Source organism: Agromyces sp. GQ35 (genome assembly GCF_059758475.1).
On sequence record NZ_JCAXEO010000001.1, the window covers coordinates 1,344,149 to 1,362,827 of the forward strand.

Annotated in this window: 16 protein-coding genes and 2 tRNA genes; 14 read left to right on the plus strand and 4 right to left on the minus strand. The window is 69.7% G+C overall.

Going from position 1 to position 18,679, the window contains the following annotated elements; translation table 11 throughout:
• Nucleotides 1-4: 4 nt before the first annotated feature.
• Both AC6CH0_RS06310 and AC6CH0_RS06315 read left to right on the plus strand, forming a co-directional pair.
• Nucleotides 5-1,300, plus strand: a complete 1,296-nt coding sequence (locus tag AC6CH0_RS06310; protein WP_498098956.1) for an MFS transporter — start codon at nt 5-7, stop codon at nt 1,298-1,300.
• Nucleotides 1,301-1,420: 120 nt separating this feature from the next.
• The gene (locus AC6CH0_RS06315; protein ID WP_498098957.1) at nt 1,421-2,686 is read left to right on the plus strand and encodes an amidase domain-containing protein; all 1,266 of its coding nucleotides are present in this window, start codon (nt 1,421-1,423) and stop codon (nt 2,684-2,686) included.
• A 5-nt stretch (nt 2,687-2,691) separates the two neighbouring features.
• Here the strand turns inward: AC6CH0_RS06315 and pgm are convergent, their stop codons facing one another.
• Complete coding sequence (pgm, locus tag AC6CH0_RS06320) at nt 2,692-4,320, minus strand: phosphoglucomutase (alpha-D-glucose-1,6-bisphosphate-dependent) (RefSeq protein ID WP_498098958.1); 1,629 nt, start codon at nt 4,318-4,320, stop codon at nt 2,692-2,694.
• A gap of 28 nt (nt 4,321-4,348) precedes the next feature.
• Nucleotides 4,349-5,626 carry a DUF445 domain-containing protein gene (locus AC6CH0_RS06325; RefSeq protein ID WP_498098959.1) on the minus strand — a complete coding sequence of 426 codons (1,278 nt, stop codon included), beginning with the start codon at nt 5,624-5,626 and terminating at the stop codon, nt 4,349-4,351.
• A gap of 81 nt (nt 5,627-5,707) precedes the next feature.
• On the opposite strand from AC6CH0_RS06325, the gene pheA reads away from it, so the two are divergent.
• From pheA to AC6CH0_RS06340, 3 genes are read left to right on the plus strand one after another with little or no spacing between them, the layout of a single operon-like run.
• Nucleotides 5,708-6,667: a prephenate dehydratase gene (gene pheA, locus AC6CH0_RS06330; protein WP_498098960.1), complete on the plus strand. Its 960-nt coding sequence runs from the start codon at nt 5,708-5,710 to the stop codon at nt 6,665-6,667.
• 27 nt (nt 6,668-6,694) lie between these two features.
• Nucleotides 6,695-7,276 carry a hypothetical protein gene (locus AC6CH0_RS06335; protein WP_498098961.1) on the plus strand — a complete coding sequence of 194 codons (582 nt, stop codon included), beginning with the start codon at nt 6,695-6,697 and terminating at the stop codon, nt 7,274-7,276.
• Complete coding sequence (locus tag AC6CH0_RS06340) at nt 7,273-7,548, plus strand: hypothetical protein (protein WP_498098962.1); 276 nt, start codon at nt 7,273-7,275, stop codon at nt 7,546-7,548. Before AC6CH0_RS06335 ends, AC6CH0_RS06340 begins: the two co-directional genes overlap by 4 nt.
• Before the next feature lie 19 nt (nt 7,549-7,567).
• On the opposite strand, the gene AC6CH0_RS06345 is transcribed toward AC6CH0_RS06340, so the two are convergent.
• Entirely contained in the window at nt 7,568-8,575 is a 1,008-nt protein-coding gene (locus AC6CH0_RS06345; protein ID WP_498098963.1) for a diacylglycerol/lipid kinase family protein, read from the minus strand.
• A 91-nt stretch (nt 8,576-8,666) separates the two neighbouring features.
• On the opposite strand from AC6CH0_RS06345, the gene serS reads away from it, so the two are divergent.
• The 8 genes from serS (at nt 8,667) to AC6CH0_RS06385 (ending at nt 15,054) form a co-directional block, all read left to right on the plus strand.
• Nucleotides 8,667-9,932 carry a serine--tRNA ligase gene (gene serS / locus AC6CH0_RS06350; protein ID WP_498098964.1) on the plus strand — a complete coding sequence of 422 codons (1,266 nt, stop codon included), beginning with the start codon at nt 8,667-8,669 and terminating at the stop codon, nt 9,930-9,932.
• A gap of 53 nt (nt 9,933-9,985) precedes the next feature.
• The gene (locus AC6CH0_RS06355) at nt 9,986-10,834 is read left to right on the plus strand and encodes an HAD family hydrolase (protein WP_498098965.1); all 849 of its coding nucleotides are present in this window, start codon (nt 9,986-9,988) and stop codon (nt 10,832-10,834) included.
• 72 nt (nt 10,835-10,906) lie between these two features.
• Nucleotides 10,907-12,154 (plus strand): LCP family protein, encoded by a 1,248-nt coding sequence (locus AC6CH0_RS06360; RefSeq protein WP_498098966.1) that lies wholly within the window; start codon nt 10,907-10,909, stop codon nt 12,152-12,154.
• A gap of 134 nt (nt 12,155-12,288) precedes the next feature.
• Nucleotides 12,289-12,373 (plus strand) — tRNA-Ser (locus AC6CH0_RS06365).
• A gap of 138 nt (nt 12,374-12,511) precedes the next feature.
• The gene (locus AC6CH0_RS06370; protein WP_498098967.1) at nt 12,512-13,687 is read left to right on the plus strand and encodes an LCP family protein; all 1,176 of its coding nucleotides are present in this window, start codon (nt 12,512-12,514) and stop codon (nt 13,685-13,687) included.
• A 77-nt stretch (nt 13,688-13,764) separates the two neighbouring features.
• A tRNA-Ser gene (locus AC6CH0_RS06375) sits at nt 13,765-13,853 on the plus strand.
• A 137-nt stretch (nt 13,854-13,990) separates the two neighbouring features.
• Nucleotides 13,991-14,533, plus strand: coding sequence for a gluconokinase (locus AC6CH0_RS06380; protein WP_498098968.1), 543 nt, complete (start codon nt 13,991-13,993; stop codon nt 14,531-14,533).
• A gap of 80 nt (nt 14,534-14,613) precedes the next feature.
• The gene (locus AC6CH0_RS06385; protein ID WP_498098969.1) at nt 14,614-15,054 is read left to right on the plus strand and encodes a hypothetical protein; all 441 of its coding nucleotides are present in this window, start codon (nt 14,614-14,616) and stop codon (nt 15,052-15,054) included.
• A 95-nt stretch (nt 15,055-15,149) separates the two neighbouring features.
• Here the strand turns inward: AC6CH0_RS06385 and ku are convergent, their stop codons facing one another.
• Complete coding sequence (ku, locus tag AC6CH0_RS06390) at nt 15,150-16,076, minus strand: non-homologous end joining protein Ku (protein WP_498098970.1); 927 nt, start codon at nt 16,074-16,076, stop codon at nt 15,150-15,152.
• Between the two features lie 67 nt (nt 16,077-16,143).
• Between ku and AC6CH0_RS06395 the strand changes: the two genes are divergently transcribed.
• Nucleotides 16,144-18,648, plus strand: coding sequence for an ATP-dependent DNA ligase (locus tag AC6CH0_RS06395; RefSeq protein ID WP_498098971.1), 2,505 nt, complete (start codon nt 16,144-16,146; stop codon nt 18,646-18,648).
• Nucleotides 18,649-18,679: the final 31 nt, after the last annotated feature.

Sequence of the window (18,679 nt, forward strand, 5' to 3'; positions counted from 1 at the left end):
GCGGATGCCGCGGCGCGGCGTTTCCCTCGCGGTGCTGGTCGTCAATCAGCTGCTCGCCGGGGTCGGCGTCGCGTCGGGCATCGCCGTCGCCGCCCTGCTCGTCGAAGACCTGACCGGAGTCGTCGCGCTCGCCGGCCTCGCGCAGTCGTCGAGCGTGCTCGGCGCAGCCGTCGCCGCCATCCCACTCGCCCGCCTCGCAGTGCGCTCGGGCCGGCATGTCGCGCTCGCCGTCGGCTACGCGCTCGCCGCGGCGGGCGCCGTGCTCGTCATCGCCGCCGCCGCGAGCGGATGGGTGCCGCTCGTCTTCCTCGGCCTCGCGGCATTCGGGGCGGGTGCCGCCGCGGGCCTGCAGGCGCGGTTCGCGGCGACCGAGGTCGCGGCCGCCGGCTTCGAGGCGCGCTCCATGTCGCTCGTGCTGTGGGCGACGACGCTCGGCTCGGTGGCCGGCCCCCTGCTCTCCGCCACCGGCGATGCCGTGGGTCTCGCGCTCGGGCTGCCCCCGCTCGTCGGCCCGTTCCTGTTCTCCGGCGCCGCGTTCGCCCTGTCGACCCTGCTGGTGGCGACCGCGCTGCGGCTGCCGAAGCCGGGCACGATGGCGACGGATGCCGCGACGAGCGCGCCCGACGAGGGTCGTGACGTCGACCTCGCACCCGACCAGGTCGCCGATCCGGCCGGATCCGCACCGGCCGCCGAACCGATCGGCGCCTGGCGCGCGCTCCGCACGGCGGTTCGCGACCCACGCGCACTCTTCGCGATCCTCGCGATCGTGTGCTCGCACACCGTCATGATCGGCGTGATGGTGATGACGCCGGTGCACATGACCTCGCACGGCCTCTCGCTCTCGCTCGTGGGCGTCGTGCTCAGCATCCACATCATCGGCATGTACGGCGCGAGCCCGATCGTGGGCTGGCTCGTCGACCGTCTCGGACCGCCGCGCGTGATCGCCGTCGGCGCCGGAATCCTCATCGTCGCGGCGCTCATCGGCATCTTGGCGCCCGCCGACGACATGCTGCTCATCCCGCTCGCCCTCGGCCTGCTCGGCCTCGGCTGGTCGTGCGGGCTCATCGGCGGCTCCACCCTGCTGACGACCTCGGTCGAACCCGAGATGCGGGTGCCCTTGCAGGGTGCGACCGACGCGGCGATGAACCTCGCCGCCGCGGCATCCGCTGCCCTGTCGGGCGTCGTGCTCGGAGCCGCGGGTTTCGCCGGCGTGAACGTCGTCGCGCTGCTGGTGCTCGTGCCGCTCGGCGTTGCGGCGGTGCGCGCGGTGCGGGCGAATCGCGCCGTCGCGGCGTCCTAGTCGCGGCGGTTCGCCGAGAGCGCGCTCTCACCGGCTTCCCAGCCGTTCGGAGGGATCCTCACAAATTCGCGTGATGGGCTGTCACGTCCCCCCAAATGCCGACCCGGAATTCCCCCACCTGTGCGCCTCACCTTCTTCACCCCTGCCTCCAACTCCTCCGAACTCCCCGCGAGACGCCGCGCGACCTACCGAGAACCGGTCGTCGAGGGCGCCCTCGATTCCGTCGCGGCCGTCGACGCGCAAGTGATCGCCGCCCCCGCGTCGGCGCCCCTCGCCGAGTCGTCCGATGCCGTCGCGGGCCGCGAGGAACGCCGTGCTCGCCATCGAGCCGAGCGGGTGCGCAACCGGCGCCCGTCGAGCGGCGGAGCGCGACGCGTCGTGGCGCTCAGCTGCGCGAGCGCCATCCTGGGCGTCAGCGCGTTCGGCGCCGTCGCCGCGGCATCCGCCGATGAGAAGGCGATGCTCGCCGCCGCGAGCGAGACCGCCGCTTCGTCGCAGGCGGCAGCCGCCGCGGGAGACGAACTCACCTCGTCGATCGAGATCGCCGCACGACCTGCCGTCACGAGCGCGCTCTCGACGGCAGCAGCGCCCTTCACCGGCGGCACCCAGGTCACCGTGACCGGAGACGAGCTCGATCAGGTGGGCCAGGTCGTGGTGGGCGGCGTCGAAGCCCCGATCGTGGCTGCTGCACCCGAACAGCTCACGTTCCAGGTGCCGGCCGTCGCCGAGACCGCGCTCGGCGGGGTGCCGGTCGCATTCACCGATGTGATGGGGGAGCCCGTGGCCGTCACGGCGCCCGGCACGGCGACCGTGGCCGGTGCCGCTGCGCCCGCCTCGCTCGCCGCCCAGCTCACTGCGATCGACGAGGCCGCCGTGCATGCCGCGCCGCAGTCGCTCGTGCTGACCTACACCTCGAATCCGGCGATCGACGCGCAGCTGGGATACGTGCTCACCTACTGGAGCAGTTACAACACGGCCGAGTACACCGTCTTGAGCGGTGTCGACTGCGCGAACTTCGCGAGCCAGTCACTCGTCGCGCGAGGCTGGGCGATGGACGCCGGCTGGTACTACGACCGCGCGACCGGTGCGATGTCGCCGAGCTGGGCGAGCTCCACGGCGATGCGCGACTGGCTGTACACCCGGCCCGACCTCGCGACGCCCCTCGACGACTCGCAGCGCAGCCTCGTGAAGGTCGGCGACATCGCCCAGTTCGACTGGGACGGCTCGGGCGACCGTGACCACACCGCCGTCGTCACGCGCGTCGAGCACGGCGCGAACGGCACGACCGTCTGGGTCGGCGGCCACACGAAGGACGCGGACTACTGGAACGTCGACGAGGCCCTCGCCTCGGGCGGCGGGGCCGTCACCTACTTCTCGCTGAAGTAACCGGCTCAGCCGGCGAGTGCCGCGTCGACGATCTCTTTGGCCGCAGCCTGCACCTCTGCAAGATGCTCCGGCCCCTTGAATGACTCGGCGTAGATCTTGTACACGTCTTCGGTGCCGCTCGGCCGCGCCGCGAACCACGCATCGGCCGTCTCGACCTTCACGCCGCCGATCGCCGCGTCGTTGCCCGGCGCGTGCGAGAGCTTCGCCGTGATCGGCTCGCCCGCGAGCTCGGTCGCCGAGATCGCGTCGCCGTCGAGCTTGCCGAGCGCCGCCTTCTGGGCAGCGGATGCCGCGGCATCCGTGCGCTCGTAGGACGGGTCGCCGAAGCGCTCGACGAGCTCCGCGTAGAGGGCCGACGGCGACTTGCCGGTGACCGCGCGGATCTCGGACGCGAGGAGGCAGAGCAGGATGCCGTCCTTGTCGGTGGTCCAGACCGTGCCGTCGAAGCGCAGGAACGAGGCGCCGGCGCTCTCTTCGCCGCCGAAGCCGACGGAGCCGTCGACGAGGCCGGGCACGAACCACTTGAAGCCGACCGGCACCTCCCAGAGCCGGCGGCCGAGCGAGGCGGCGACCCGGTCGATCATCGAGCTCGAGACGAGGGTCTTGCCGATCGCGGCATCCGCTCGCCAGTTCGGCCGGTGCCCGAAGAGGTACTCGATCGCCACCGCGAGGTAGTGGTTGGGGTTCATGAGGCCGCCGTCGGGCGTGACGATGCCGTGCCGGTCGGCGTCGGCGTCGTTGCCCGTGAGGATGTCGAAGTCGCCCGCGTGCTCGAGCACCGACGCCATGGCGCTCGGCGACGACGGGTCCATGCGGATCTTGCCGTCCCAGTCGAGCGTCATGAACGACCACGCCGGGTCGACGCGCTCGTTCACGACGGTGAGGTCGAGGTCGTACGCGTCGCGGATCGCGCCCCAGTACGAGACGGATGCCCCGCCGAGCGGGTCGGCACCGATGCGGATGCCCGAGGTGCGGATTGCGTCGAAGTCGATGATGTTCGCGAGGTCGGCGACGTAGTTGCCGCGGAAGTCGTAGGTCTCGACACCGCTCGGCTCGGCCTGCTTGACGTCGCGGAGCCCGCCGGCGATGAGCTCGTTGGCGCGGTCGGCGATCCACTTCGTGGCATCCGAGTCGGCAGGGCCGCCGTGCGGCGGGTTGTACTTGAAGCCGCCGTCGTGAGGCGGGTTGTGCGACGGGGTGATGACGATGCCGTCGGCCTCGCCCTCGGCGCGCTTCGCCGGGTCGTTGTTCCACTTCAGGATCGCGTGCGAGAGCGCGGGCGTCGGCACGTAGTCGTCGAACTCGTCGACGAGCACGCGCACCCGGTTGGCGACGAGCACGTCGAGGGCCGTCGTCTGCGCGGGAGCGGACAGCGCGTGCGTGTCGGCGCCGATGAAGAGCGGGCCGGTGATGCCCTGCGCGGTGCGGTACTCGACGATCGCCTGCGTGATCGCGAGGATGTGGTCTTCGTTGAAGCTCGCCGTGAGCGCCGACCCGCGGTGCCCCGAGGTGCCGAACGCGACGCGCTGCGCCGGCTCCGAGGCATCCGGATGCTGCTCGTAGTACGCCCGGACGAGGGCCTCCACATCGATGAGGTCGGATGCGGTCGCCGGGGTGCCTGCTCGCTCGTGCATGCCACCCAGTCTGGCACCGCGGCGCGACTCACACGAGTGCGTGCACCGCCGTTGCGATCGTGAAGATGGCGAGGCCCGCGAGTGCGCCGACGACGGTGCCGTTGATGCGGATGAACTGCAGGTCGCGGCCCACCTGCAGCTCGATCTTCTCGGTCGTCTCCCGCGGATCCCACCGTTCGACGGTCTCGGTGATGACACCCGCGATCTCGTGCCGGTAGTTGCGCACGACGTAGGCCGCGGCATCCGTCACCCAGGTGTCGACCTTCGCGGCGAGGCCCTCGTCGGCCTCGAGCCGCGCGCCCACCTCGACGACGGCGGCAGTGAGACCTGCGCGGAGTTCGCTCGTCGGATCGGCGAGCGCCTCCTCGAGACTCGCCTTCACGGACGCCCACGCCTCTCCGGCGAACTCGCGCACACGCGGGCTCTCGAGCAGTTCGGCCTTGAGCGACTCGACCCGGGCGATCATCGTCGGATCGTGCTGCAGGCCCTCGGCGAGTTCGGCGAGATAGCGGTCGATCGCGATGCGCAGCGGATGCTCCGAATCGGTACGCACCGCGCGCACGAACGCGAGCACCTCGCGGTAGGCGCGGTCGTCGACGATGCGATCGACGAAGCCGGGCAGCCACCGCGGCAAGCGGTCGGAGACCATGTTGCCGAACGCCTCCGGATGCCCCTCGAGCCACGCCTCGGCCTTCTCGAGCACGACGTCGACGGCGGCGCGCTGCTGGTCGGCGGCCACGAGCCGGGCCCCGACCCGGCCGATCGCCGGTGCCCACTCGGGCTCGAACAGGTGACGCCGGGCGAGTCGCTCGATCACGTCCTCGACGTCGTCGTCGCCGAGCAGGGTGAGCACGCCGCGGGCGGCGACGGATGCCTCAGCGGTCAGTCGTTCTGCATTGGCCGGTGTCGCGAGCCAGCCGCCGAGCCGGCGGGAGATGCCGATCGAACGCAGCTTGCCGAGCACGACGTCGTCGGAGAGGAACTCGTGCTCGACGAACGCGCCCAGGCTCGCGCCGATCTCGTCCTTGCGGTTCGGGATGATCGCGGTGTGCGGGATCGGGATGCCGAGCGGGTGCCGGAACAGTGCCGTCACGGCGAACCAGTCCGCGATCGCGCCGACCATCGCGCCCTCGGCGGCAGCGCGCACGTAGCCGAGCCACGGCACCTGGTCCTGCAGCGCGAACGACACGGCGAACACGACCGCGGCGACGGCGAGCAACCCCGTGGCGACGCGCTTCATGCGCCGAAGCGCCACGAGCCGCTCGGCGTCGGTCGGCACGGCCCGGCGTTCGTCGATCGTGGTCATCGGCCCCTCCTCACGCTGCGGGGTTTCGCACGGTGTCGACGCTAGCCGCTCGGCCTGGGCGCGATGGCTAGGCTGGCCTGCATGACGGATGCCGCGCCCACACCGCCCGAGGAGACCTACTCCTACCTGGGGCCGGCCGGCACCTTCACCGAAGCGGCGCTGAAGCAGGTGCCCGCGGCATCCGGCAAGCACTGGCGGGCCGTGAACAACGTCGGCGAGGCGCTCGCGGATGTCACGAAGGGCCGTTCGATCGCCGCGATGATCGCGATCGAGAACTCGGTCGACGGCGGTGTTTCGGCGACGCAGGACGCGCTCGCCACCGTGCCCGGGCTCCGTATCCTCGGCGAGTACCTCGTGCCGGTGAACTTCGTGCTCGTCGCCCGGCCGGGCACCGTGCTCGCCGAGGTGCGGGTCGTCAACGCCCACCCCGTCGCGTACGCGCAGTCGCGCGGCTGGCTCGAACGCGAGCTGCCCGACCACGGGCACATCCCGGCGACGAGCAACGTCGCCGCCGCGGCATCCCTGTTCGAAGGCAGCCAGGCCGACGCAGCCGTCGCCCCTCCCGGCATCACCGACCACCTCGACGTCGACGTGCTCGCCCGCGACATCGGCGACAACGCCAACGCGGTCACCCGATTCGTGCTCGTCGGCCGCTCGCGGGTGCTTCCCGAGCCGACCGGCGCCGACAAGACGAGCATCATCGTCGAACTGCCCGACGATGAGCCGGGTGCGCTGCTCGCGATGCTCGAGCAGTTCTCGACCCGCGGCGTGAACCTCTCGCTCATCCAGTCCCGGCCGATCGGCGACGCCCTCGGGCGCTACCGATTCGTCGTCGACTTCGACGGACACGTCGCCGACGAGCGCGTCGCCGACGCCCTGCTCGGCCTGCGCCGCACGAGCCCGAAGGTGATCTTCCTCGGCTCGTATCCGCGTGCCGACCAGCGGGAGGTCTCGTACCACTCGAAGTACGATGACGGCATCTTCATCGAGGCCCGCGACTGGCTTCGCGGCCTGCTGAGCGGCGAGCCCGACGACGCCTGACGGGTCGCCCCGAACCGAGGAGCAGACGTGAGCGACGGCGCAACGGCAGGCATCGATCCGCGGTTCGACCCGCGCTTCCAGCGCGGGTACCCGGGCGACGCGTCGGGCGAGACGGATGCCGCGGCGGCGAGACCGCCGACGGTGGTCCGAGTTCCCGATCCGCCGACGGCGGTGCCCGAGACGATCGTCGCGCCGCGGATCGAGCCGATGCCGAGTGCGTCGCCCATCGCATCCGAGGACGGCGCCGGCGCCGCGGTCCAAGACGGCCGCCAACCCCGGTCGGCGGACTGGTTCGGCGACGTCGAGCCCGAGGCGGTGCCGCGAGCCGACCCGTACTTCCTGGCGGCGTGGGCGATCTCGGCGGCGGCCGTCGTCTTCGGCGCCGCCCTGTACTGGGCCGGCATCTCCGGCCAGAACTACTACGGTCCGAGCAACGAGGCCGACCTCCTGCTGCAGACCGCCGCATGGCTCATCGCGCCTCCCCTCATGCAGGTCGGGCTGCTCGGGCTCGTCGTCATGCTCGTGTGGAGCGGCCTCAGGCATGCACGTGTGCGCCGTCGGAGGGACGCGGGCGACGCGGTCGCGCGCGACGCCGAGGCGGGCGCATGATCCGGCGACTCGTGACGAACCCGGCCGCGATCGTGCTGGTGGTGCTCGCCATGCTCAGCATGCTCGCCATCCAGTGGGCGCTCGGGGTGACCATGCACGGCAACGAGGGGATGAACTGGTCGGGCGAGCCGTCCGAGGAACAGATCTCGCAGATGCGATTCATCGAGATCGCGCGCTCGGTGCCCGCGCTCGCCGTGGTCGCCGGCGTCTCGTCCGTGCTCGGCGTCCTCGTGATCGCGTCCGCGAGCCGCCGGGAACGCCCTTCGCGCTGAGGGGCGCGTCAGCGGGGCGTCAGCGCGGCACGCGCACGATCAGCGCGGCCGGATCGATCGTGAATCGTGCGGAGGTGACGAGGCCGAACTCGTCGCCGTCGATCTCGAACTCCTCGGCGGCTCCCTCGATCTGAAGCTCGACGGAGCGCCCACGAAGGTAGACGATCTCACGGCGCTTGTTGCCGCCGGTGAGATCGAGGAACTGTCGCCCGAGCGCCGACTTGCGCAGCACCCGGTTCTCCCAGGTGACCTTTCGCCAGATCAACAGCCAGCCGAGCAGGTTGCGCGGCTGCAGCACCGCCACGTCGAGTCGGCCGTCGTCGATCTCGGCGTCGGGGATCAGCTCGATGTTGCCGGGCAGGTAGCCGAGGTTCGCGACGAGGATGCTCGACACCTTCGACCGGTGGTGGCGCCCCAGGTCGACCCGATGGGTCACCCGGTAGGGCTTCGAGGCGGGGATCGCCCGGAGGCCGGCATCGACGTAGGCCAGCCAGCCGACCCGCTTCTTCAGGTCGTCGTTCGTATTGGAGATCATCGCCGCGTCGATGCCGATGCCGCTCATCACGAGCGACACGTGGGTCTCGTCGCTGCCGTCTTCGCGGGTGATGTCGGCCACGATGACGTCGACGGCACGGTCCATGCCGGAGAACGCGACCACGACGGCGTCGGCCTGATCGTTCACCGGGATGTCGAGGTTGCGTGCGAACAGGTTGCCCGTGCCGAGCGGCACGAGCCCGAGCGGCATGCCGCTGTCGCGCAACGATGCCGCGACCGAGCGCACCGTGCCGTCGCCGCCGGCTGCGATCACGAGATCGACGCCGGCGTCGAGGGCCTCGCGCGCCATGCCCTTGCCGGGGTCGTCTTCGGTGGTCTCGATCCAGAGCGACGGGGCGAAGTCCTGGCGTTGCTCGGCGACTTCGATGGCGGCCCGCAACGCTTCGACGCCCTGCTTCGTCGGATTGAAGATCACGGCTGCACGTGAGCGCCGCTCCGCGGCATCCGTCGTCACCTGCTCGTCTGCCGTCACGCAGCCCACGGTATTGCATCGCGGCTGGAAACCGAGTGCACGCGCGCGAGCGCCCATGGGGTCGTCGGATGCCCCGGCTAGACTTGCTCGGGTGATCGACCCCGTGCTGCTTCGCGAGAACCCCGACCTCATCAAGCGTTCGCAAGAGCTCCGCGGCGAGTCCGTGGCGCTCGTCGACACGGCCGTCGAGGCCGACGCTGCGCGACGTACCGCGATCACGGTGTTCGAGGCCCTGCGCGCCGAGCAGAACGCCTTCGGCAAGCAGGTCGCCCAGGCGCCGAAAGAGGCCAAGGCCGCGCTCGTCGCCGAGGCGCAGGAGCTCGCCGCCCGGGTGAAGGCCGCGAGCCAGGCTTCGGGCGAGGCCGAGTCGGAGTTCACGCTCGCCGTGCAGCGGCTCGGCAACATCGTCATCGACGGTGTTCCGGCCGGCGGCGAAGACGACTTCGTCGTGCTGCGCGAGGTCGGCGAGATTCCGGCGTTCGACTTCGAACCGCGCGACCACCTCGAGATCGGCGAGCTGCTCGACGCCATCGACATGCAGCGCGGGGCGAAGGTCTCGGGCGCGCGCTTCCACTACTTGAAGGGCATCGGCGCCCGCCTCGAACTCGCGCTCATGAACATGGGGCTCGACCGGGCGCTCGCGGCCGGGTTCACTCCGCTCATCACCCCGACGCTCGTGCGGCCCGAGATCATGCAGGGCACCGGATTCCTCGGCGCGCACTCCGACGAGGTCTACTACCTGCCCGAGCAGGAGCTCTACCTCACCGGCACGAGCGAGGTCGCGCTCGCCGGCTACCACGCCGACGAGATCATCGACGTGTCGAACGGACCGATCCGCTACGCGGGCTGGTCGACCTGCTACCGCAGCGAAGCCGGCAGCCACGGCAAAGACACCCGGGGCATCATCCGGGTGCACCAGTTCAACAAGCTCGAGATGTTCACCTACATCGACCCGGCCGATGCCGCGGCCGAGCACGAGCGGCTGCTCGGCTGGCAAGAGGGAATGCTCCAAGACCTCGGCCTGTCGTACCGTGTCATCGACACGGCCGCCGGCGACCTCGGCTCGAGCGCCGCGCGCAAATACGACGTCGAGGCCTGGGTGCCCACGCAGAACGCCTACCGCGAACTCACGTCCACGTCGAACTGCACCACGTTCCAGGCGCGTCGCCTCGACATCCGGCACCGCACCGAGAGCGGCAAGACCGCTCCCGTCGCGACGCTCAACGGCACGCTCGCGACGACGCGATGGCTCGTCGCCATTCTCGAGACGCACCAGCAGGCCGACGGATCGGTCGTGGTGCCCGAAGCGCTTCGGGGGTACCTCGGCGGCCTCGAAGTGCTCGAGCCGGTCGCATGAGCAGTCGAGTGCCCCGTCGGTCGAGTAGCGGCGAAGGCGCGTATCGAGACCACTTGACGGGGTCTCGGTTCGGCGCCGGGGCGCCGACTCGACCGGCGGCGACCGATGACCCGTGGTTCGTCGCGCTCGACGTCGACGGCACGATCATGCACGAAGACGGCTCGATCGACCAGGTCGTCGCCGACGCCGTCGCGGCCGCTCGCGATCGCGGTCACGTCGTCACGCTCGCCACCGGCCGCTCCTGGGCCACGACGGCGCCGGTGCTGCAGCAGCTCGGGCTCACGCCCGAATACGTGGTGTGCGCCAACGGTGCCATCACCATGCAGCGAGATGACGCGGCATCCGACGGCTACATGCGCCGGCACGTCGAGACCTTCGACCCGACCCCGGTGCTCGAACGCATCCGATCGTTCCTGCCGGCGGGCAAGTTCATGGTCGAACTGCCCGACGGCTACCGCCTGTACACCGAGGGCATGTCCGAGTGGAACCTCGACAACGCCCGCGAGGTGCTGTTCGAAGAGCTGCTCGACCAGCGGGCCACACGCGTCGTCGTCACGAGTCTCGAGCACGGCCTCGACGAGTTCTTCGGCATCGTCGACCAGATGGGCCTGCACCACGTCAGCTACGCCATCGGCTGGACGGCATGGCTCGACATCGCGCCCGACGGCGTCAACAAGGCGACCGCGCTCGAGCGGGTGCGAGGCTGGCTCGACCTTCCGATCGAACGCGTGCTCGCGGCCGGCGACGGGCGCAACGACCTCGAGATGTTCGCCTGGGCCGGCGCCGCCGGCAGGGCCGTTGCAATGGGCCAGGCTCCCGACGAGGTGCGCGAAGCCGCGCTCGAGGTGGGCGGTTCCGTCGATGAGGCGGGGCTCGCGGCGGTGCTCGACACGCTGCCGTGACGCATCGGGCCGCCGTGTTCCGGTGAAGCGCACGGGAGCGCGACGTAGAATCGGCGGATCGAAGGGGGTTCGGTGAGCAGTGCGGATGAGCAGACCGGAACCGGGCCGACCGAGGCGCCACGACACGGTCGAATGCCGCGGCAGGGCGTCGTCTCGACCTACCTGAAGCTCGCGGCATCCGTCGTTGCCGTGCTCGCGGTCAGCGCCGCCGGCGTTGCCGCCTTCGCGGCGATCGACTTGCTGAACTCGTTCAAACCGTCTCTTGAACTCGAGAACGAGGCCGTGCTCGATGATGTCCCAGACATCGGCGCGATGGACGGCGGACTGAGTTTCGTGCTCGTCGGCAGCGACAAGCGGCCGGCGAGTGGGGCGTTCGGCGACCCGGAAGTGGAGTCGGCCGAGCTCAACGACGTCACGATGCTGCTGCACATCGCACAGGACCACTCGCACGTGGAGGTCGTGAGCTTTCCCCGCGACCTGATCGTGTCGGTGCCCGAGTGTCCCGACCCCGAAGACCCCGAGGGCGAGCCGCTCTCGGCGATGTCGGGCGTGAAGCTCAACTCCGTGCTCGCGCACGGCGGGTTCAACTGCGTGGCGTTGACGATCGAGACACTGACCGGCGTCCAGATCCCGGCTGGCGGGATTGTCGAGTTCGATGGAGTGGCCGCGCTCTCGACGGCGGTGGGCGGCGTCGAAGTGTGCCTCGCCGAACGCATCGACGACGAGTATTCGGGCCTGCGTCTCGACGCCGGCACGCACAGTATCTCGGGGTACGACGCGCTCGCCTTCCTCCGCTCCCGCCACGGCGTGGGTGATGGCAGTGACCTCGGGCGGATCTCGAACCAGCAGATCTTCCTCGCTTCGCTGATGCGCACCATGAAGTCCGGTGGCACATTGCAGGACCCGGTGAAGCTGTACTCGATCGCGAAGGCGGTTATGTCGAACATGCAGTTGACGTCGGGGATGCAGGACCCTGCGCGGCTCGTCTCGATCGCTAGGGCGCTGCAGGACATCGACCTGTCGAAGGTCGCATTCATCCAGTACCCGACGGGGTACAACGACGACAAGTCGGCGGTCCTCCCGGCGGAGTCCGCGGCCCTCGTGAACGCGGCACTTCAGGCCGATGTGCCGGTGCGGCTCGACCCGACGGCGAACGAGAACACCGAGTTCGGCACGGCACCAGACCCAGCAGCTCCTCCGCCCGCCGAACCGGCACCCGATGACCCCGCGGCCACGTCGGCGCCGGTCGAGCCGCTGCCCCCGGACGTCCCCGGCCAAGACGGCGACGATGTTCGGTGTTCCACGGCGAACGACGGCTGAAGCGGGGAGTGACGCCGCCGGTCACCCGCTTCAGCACCTTTTCAGGCTCGCCTGCGAGGCTGGATGGAACCTGCTTCGGCTAGAATCGGGGCCTGCCTGCACGTTCCGTGGTCTACCGCGGCATCGTCGGGCATGGAGGGCTGTCCGAGCGGCCGATGGAGCTGGTCTTGAAAACCAGTGGGCAGCAATGTCTCGTGGGTTCGAATCCCACGCCCTCCGCGCGAAACATTCAGACGAAAGAACAGGACACCGGTGGCAGAAGAGCTTCGTTCCAGCGCTCGACGCGCTGCGTCGTCGACTCCGATCGTCCGGCACGGTCGGCTGAAGCGGCACACTCCGTGGAAGACGGCGGCCAAGGTGACCGCGTCCATCGCCGCAGTCGCCCTTGTCTCCGGCTCAGCCGTCGCCGCCTATGCGGCGTGGGACCTGGCCCAGAGTGTGCAGCCGACGATCACGCTCGGCAATGAAGATGTGCTCGAGGGCGTACCCGACGTCGGCGCCATGGAGGGCGGCGTCAACATCCTCATCGTGGGCAGTGACAGCCGGCAGGGCCAGGGCATGGGGTTCGGCGACCCTGATGAAGAGACTGCCGTGCTCAACGACGTCACGATGCTCCTGCACATTTCACAAGACCATTCGAATGCCTCGGTGGTGAGCTTTCCGCGAGACATGCTCGTCGATGTTCCCGAGTGCGCCGACCCCGAGGCTCCCGATGAGATGCTCTCCGAGATGTCGGGGGTGAAGATCAACTCGGTGCTGTCGCACGGTGGCCTCGGCTGCGTGGTCTCCACCGTCGAGAGCCAGCTCGGCATCACGATCCCGTTCGCCGGGGTCGTGCAGTTCCTGGGGGTCGCCGGCCTCTCCGAGGCGGTCGGCGGGGTCGACGTCTGTGTGGCGGAGCCCATCGAAGACGAATACACGGGCATGTTCCTCGAGGCCGGTACGCATACGCTCGCCGGCATCGATGCGCTGCAGTTCCTCCGCACTCGTCATGGCGTCGGCGACGGCAGCGACCTTGCGCGCATCTCGAACCAGCAGGTGTTCCTCTCCTCGCTCGCGCGCACGCTGCAGTCGAACGGCACGCTTGGCGATCCGGTCAAGCTCTATTCGATCGCCAAGGCCGCGCTCGCAAACATGCAGCTCTCCGATGGCCTCATGGATCCGACGCGAATGATCTCGATCGCCAAAGCGCTGAAAGACACGGATCTCAACAAGATCGCGTTCATCCAGTACCCGACGGCGTACATCGACGACGGGGGCGCGGTTGCTCCTACGAGCTCGGCCGATTACGTGAACACGGCGCTGCAGAACGACCTGCCGGTTACATTCGACGCTGCGGCTCAGGAGTCGGCGTTCGCGTCGGCCGGCGATCCCAACGCCATCGTGCCTCCCGCAGACCCCGCCGCTGAAGCGCCTGCCGACCCTGCCGCGTCGGCTCCCACTCCCACGGTCGAGGCTCTGCCGAGCGATGTCGCAGGCCAGACCGCGGCCGAGACTCGGTGCTCCGCGGGCCGTACGCTCGACGACCAGTAGTCGAAGCCCGGCCGAATCGTCATCGGCGGCATTCGCGGGTTATGATGGCTCTCGCGTGTGCGTGCAAGCGCTCACGAGGAGACGTCGCATAGTCCGGCCGAGTGCACCACCCTGCTAAGGTGGAGTCCCCGTAAGGGGACCAGGGGTTCAAATCCCCTCGTCTCCGCGCTCGGGTGGTGTTGAAACCCCCGAACTGCGATCTGAACGTTGAGACGAAGGCCTCCGCCCGAGCGGGGGCCTTCGTTGTTTGCCGGTGGCGGTGCCTGAGGGCGGCGTCGACGGTTCTTCCGGAGGCAGGAGCACATGACGCACGACAGACCGCTCGATGCGAGCACACCCCTCATCGTCGTCTGCGGCGTCTCCGGCAGCGGCAAGTCGACCATCGGCGCGCTGCTTGCCGACCGCCTCTCGGTGCCCTTCATCGATGCCGACGCGCTGCATCCGGTTTCCAACGTCTCCAAGATGACGGCCGGCATCCCGCTCGACGACGCTGATCGCTGGCCGTGGCTCGATCGCATCGCCGACGAGATCGCCGGGGCGCGCGAGTCGGGCGGCGTCGTCATCGCGTGCTCGGCACTCAAGGCGGTCTATCGCGAGGCGATCCGCCGTGGCGCCGACGACGTCTTCTTCGCGCAACTCCTGCTGAGCGCCGATGCGCTGCTCGAGCGGGTCTCGACCAGGCCCGGTCATTTCATGCCTGCGACCCTCGTGCCGTCGCAGCTCGCGACGCTCGAGCCGCTGACCGAGATCGAGCGCGGCGCAGAACTGGATGCAGCGACTGCGCCCGACGACATCGTCGACGGCATCCTCGCCGCACACGCCGGCGAAGCCGCGCGCTCCGACTGACGGCCCCGAACACACGTCCGAACGCGTGTCGGCGGTGCTCGATAGACTCTCCGAGTTACACGATCAAGGGGACAGCAAACATGCAACGAATCATCTCTTCCACGGCGCTCGTCTTCGCGGGCGCACTGCTCCTGTCAGGCTGTGCCGCAGGCGGCGACAGCGGTGCTGAGGCATCTGCCGACTCGTGCGAGGTCGTTCGCGTCGAGGTGCGCGATATCTCCAACGGTGCGCAGAACGCGATCCTGACGGCGAGCGACCCGGCCGAGGTGCAGAGCTACCTCGACGGGCTCTCCGAGCGCGTCGACGCGCTCGGCGAAGAAGCTGCTGACGACTCCGCTCTCTCCGAGGCGCTCGACGCGCTCGACGAGAAGCTCGACGAGGCCAGCGAGTGGGCCGCGACCCTGCCGACCGAGGCTGATGTCGAAGCCGGCGCAGAGATCGATGCCGAGGCCCAGGCAGCTCAGACCGAGGGCATCCAGGCCGCCGCGGTCAAGGTCACCGAGGTGTGCACCGCCGAATAGTGATCGTCGGCTGAGTCGACGACTCGTTGAGTCACGTGCCGCTCGACGGCGCGCGACTCAGCAGGGCACGCACGTGTCGAGCGCGCGGCATCCGTTCATTCGGAGGCCGCGCGCTTCCTCGTTTCGGTCGACTTCGACGCGGTTTTCGAGGTCGACTTCGATGCGGTCTTCGTGCCGGTCTTCTTCTTCGCGCCCCCCGATGCGGAGCGCTTGGCGCCGTCGGCCGTCTTCCCGCCACCGTCGCGCTTCGCCGCGATCGATTGGCGCAGCGCCTCCATGAGGTCGATGACCTCGCCGCCCTCCTCCTCGGGCTCTTCACCGAACGTCGCCGCGGTGTCGAGGCCCTCGCCCTGCTCGAGCTTCGCCTGAATGAGCGTTCGGAGCTCCTGCTGGTACTCGTCGACATACTGCTCGGGGTCGAAGTCGGAGACGAGACTCTCGACGAGCTGCTTGGAGAGATCGAGTTCCTTCGCCGAGATCTTCACCGGCTCGTCGAGCGCCTTGAACTCCGCCGCACGCACTTCGTCGCTCCAGAGCAGGGTCTGCACCATGAGCACATCGCCGTGCACGCGCAGCGCTGCGAGCCGGGTCTTCTGCCGCAGAGCCATCTGCACGATCGCGGTGCGATCGGTCGACTCGAGCGTCTCGCGCAGCAGCACGTAGGCCTTCGACGAGGCGGAGTCGGGCTCGAGGTAGTAACTGCGGTCGAACATGATCGGATCGATCTGCTCGCTCGGCACGAACTCGACGACCTCGATCTCGCGGCTGCGTTCCGCGGGCATCGACTTGAGGTCGTCGTCGGTGATGATGACGGTCTGCTCGCCGTCGTCGTACGCCTTGTCGATGTTCTTGTAGTCGACGACCTTGCCGCAGACCTCGCACTTGCGCTGGTAGCGGATGCGCCCGCCATCTTCGTCGTGCACCTGATGCAGGGACACGTCGTGATCTTCGGTGGCGCTGTACAACTTGACGGGCACATTGACGAGGCCGAATGTGACCGCCCCCTTCCAGACGGCTCGCATGGGTCAAGTACACACCAGCCGGAGGCCCTCGCGATACCCCCCGAGGCGGGTGCGGCATGATGGGGGCATGGCTGAGGGCGCGCGCCAGCTCGTCGAGGTCGACGGCCGCCGATTGCGGCTGACGAACCTCGACAAGGTCATGTATCCCGAGACGGGCATGACGAAGGGCGAGGTGATCTCCTACTACGCGGAGATCGCCGACGTCTGCGTGCCGCTCGTCGCCGGTCGGCCGGTGACCCGCAAGCGGTGGGTGCACGGCGTCGGCACGGCGGATGCCCCGGAGCCGGCGTTCTTCGAGAAGAACCTCGCCGAGCACGCTCCCGAGTGGGTGCGCCGAGGCATCCAGCATCACTCCGACGGCGACAAGGCCTACCCGATCGCGGGCGACCGCGCGACGCTCGTGTGGCTGGCCCAGCAGGCGGCACTCGAACTCCACGTGCCCCAGTGGCGCTTCGACGCCCGCGGCGAGCCGGCGAAGCCGGATCGCATGGTGTTCGACCTCGATCCCGGCGAGGGCACGGGGCTCGTCGAGTGCGCCGAGGTGGCGCGCCTCGTGCGCGCGCTGCTCAGCGGCATGGGCCTCGAGGCGGTGCCGGTGACGAGCGGCAGCAAGGGGATCCACCTCTATGCGGCGCTCGACGGCTCGCAGAGCTCGGATCAGGTGTCCGCGGTCGCCCACGAGCTCGCGCGGGCGCTCGAGGCCGACCACCCCGAGCTCATCGTTTCGAGCATGCGCAAGACGCTGCGCACCGGACGCGTGCTCATCGACTGGAGCCAGAACAACGGCAAGAAGACGACGATCGCGCCGTACTCGCTGCGCGGTCGGCCGCGTCCGACGGTCGCGGCACCGCGCACCTGGGAGGAGCTCGAGGACCCGGGCCTTCGTCAGCTCGAGGCATCCGAAGTGCTCGAACGCGTGGCGGAATCGGGTGATCCGATGCGGGTGATCACCGAGCGCTCCCACGGCGGACCCCTCGCCGAGTATCTCTCGATGCGGAAGACCGGCGTCACGCCCGAACCCATGCCCGCGTCGGCATGGGGCGCGCCGAGCGACGGCGCGCCGACGTTCGTCATCCAGGAGCATCATGCCAGGCGCCTGCACTACGACCTGCGACTCGAACGCGACGGCGTGCTGAAGAGCTGGGCCGTGCCGAAGGGCGTGCCCGAGAGCTCGGGGACGAACCACCTCGCGGTGCAGACCGAAGACCACCCGATGGAGTACGCGACGTTCGAAGGCACGATTCCCAAGGGGGAATACGGCGCCGGCTCGATGACGATCTGGGACACCGGCACCTACGCCACCGAGAAATGGCGCGACGCCGAGATCATCATCGACCTCGACGGGCAGCCCGGCGGACCACTGGGGGGTCGGGTACGGCTGGTCCTGATTCGAACGGACGGGCAGGGTGAGAAGAGCTCGTGGCTGCTGCATCGCATGAAGGACCAGACGCCGGGCGGGGGCCATGGGAGTACGGGTGACGGGTCGGGGGGTCTCGATACGCGTCCTCCTTCGTCGGGCGCTACTCGACCGGCGGATGCAGAGTCTTCGGCGGGCGCTACTCGACCGGCGGATGCCGGCCCGTCGTCGTCGGCGGCGCCTCGCTCGACGAATGCCGTCGCAGAGCGACCGATGCTCGCGACCGTCGGCACGGTCGGCATGCTCGCCGGTGAGGAGTGGGCCCTCGAGTGGAAGTGGGACGGTATCCGGGTGCTCGCGCGTACCGAGGCGGGCGCCGTGCGACTGCTCAGCCGGAACGGGGTCGACATCACCGCCCGCTATCCCGAGTTCGCGTCGCTGCCGAGCGTCGTGCGCGGCGACGCGCTGCTCGACGGTGAGATCGTCGCGCTGGACGCCGATGGCCGCCCCGACTTCGGTCGCCTGCAGCAGCGGATGAACCTGACGAAGCCTCGCGAGATCGAGCGGGTCGCGGCATCCGTTCCCGCCCGCCTGCTGCTCTTCGACGTGCTCGAGGTCGCCGGGAGCGCGGTCGTCGACGAGCCGTATCGCGAGCGCCGTGCTCGCCTCGCCGGCCTCGTGCGCGTGAAGCGCGGCGTTCCGGTCGAGGTGCCGGCGCCCGCGACAGGCACACCGGAGGATGCCCTCGGCGAGAGTCGCCGCCTCGGCCTCGAGGGCCTCGTGGCGAAGCGTCCGGACTCCCGGTATCGTCCGGGCGCACGCTCCGCGGATTGGCTGAAGCTGAAGCTGACCCGCACCCAAGAGGTCGTGATCGGCGGCTACCGGCGCGGCATCGGCACGCGCACCGGCCGTATCCGCTCGCTGCTGCTCGGAGTTCCCGGGCCCGGTGGTCTCGAGTACGTCGGTCGTGTGGGCTCCGGCCTCGGCGAGATCACCCTCGACCGACTGCTCGCAGCCCTGCAGCCGCTCGCGCGGCCCGCGTCGCCGTTCGTAGAGGTACCGGCCGCCGACGTGCGGGATGCGGTCTGGGTCCGCCCCGAGCTCGTGGGCGAGATCGAACTCGCCGATTGGACAGGCAGCGGGATGGCGCGGCATCCGCGTTGGCGTGGCCTTCGGCCCGACAAGTCGCCGTCCGAGGTCGTGCGCGAATCCTGAATGTCGGATGGCTCGCCGAGCCGAGCCGAGC

Bases quoted from the DNA above. Each gene is read 5' to 3' on its own strand.
- AC6CH0_RS06310 (WP_498098956.1), top strand. From the start codon at position 5: ATGCCGCGGCGCGGCGTTTCCCTCGCGGTGCTGGTCGTCAATCAGCTG.
- pgm (WP_498098958.1), bottom strand. From the start codon at position 4,320: ATGCACGAGCGAGCAGGCACCCCGGCGACCGCATCCGACCTCATCGAT.
- AC6CH0_RS06325 (WP_498098959.1), bottom strand. From the start codon at position 5,626: ATGACCACGATCGACGAACGCCGGGCCGTGCCGACCGACGCCGAGCGG.
- pheA (WP_498098960.1), top strand. From the start codon at position 5,708: ATGACGGATGCCGCGCCCACACCGCCCGAGGAGACCTACTCCTACCTG.
- AC6CH0_RS06340 (WP_498098962.1), top strand. From the start codon at position 7,273: ATGATCCGGCGACTCGTGACGAACCCGGCCGCGATCGTGCTGGTGGTG.
- AC6CH0_RS06380 (WP_498098968.1), top strand. From the start codon at position 13,991: ATGACGCACGACAGACCGCTCGATGCGAGCACACCCCTCATCGTCGTC.
- AC6CH0_RS06385 (WP_498098969.1), top strand. From the start codon at position 14,614: ATGCAACGAATCATCTCTTCCACGGCGCTCGTCTTCGCGGGCGCACTG.
- ku (WP_498098970.1), bottom strand. From the start codon at position 16,076: ATGCGAGCCGTCTGGAAGGGGGCGGTCACATTCGGCCTCGTCAATGTG.
- AC6CH0_RS06395 (WP_498098971.1), top strand. From the start codon at position 16,144: ATGGCTGAGGGCGCGCGCCAGCTCGTCGAGGTCGACGGCCGCCGATTG.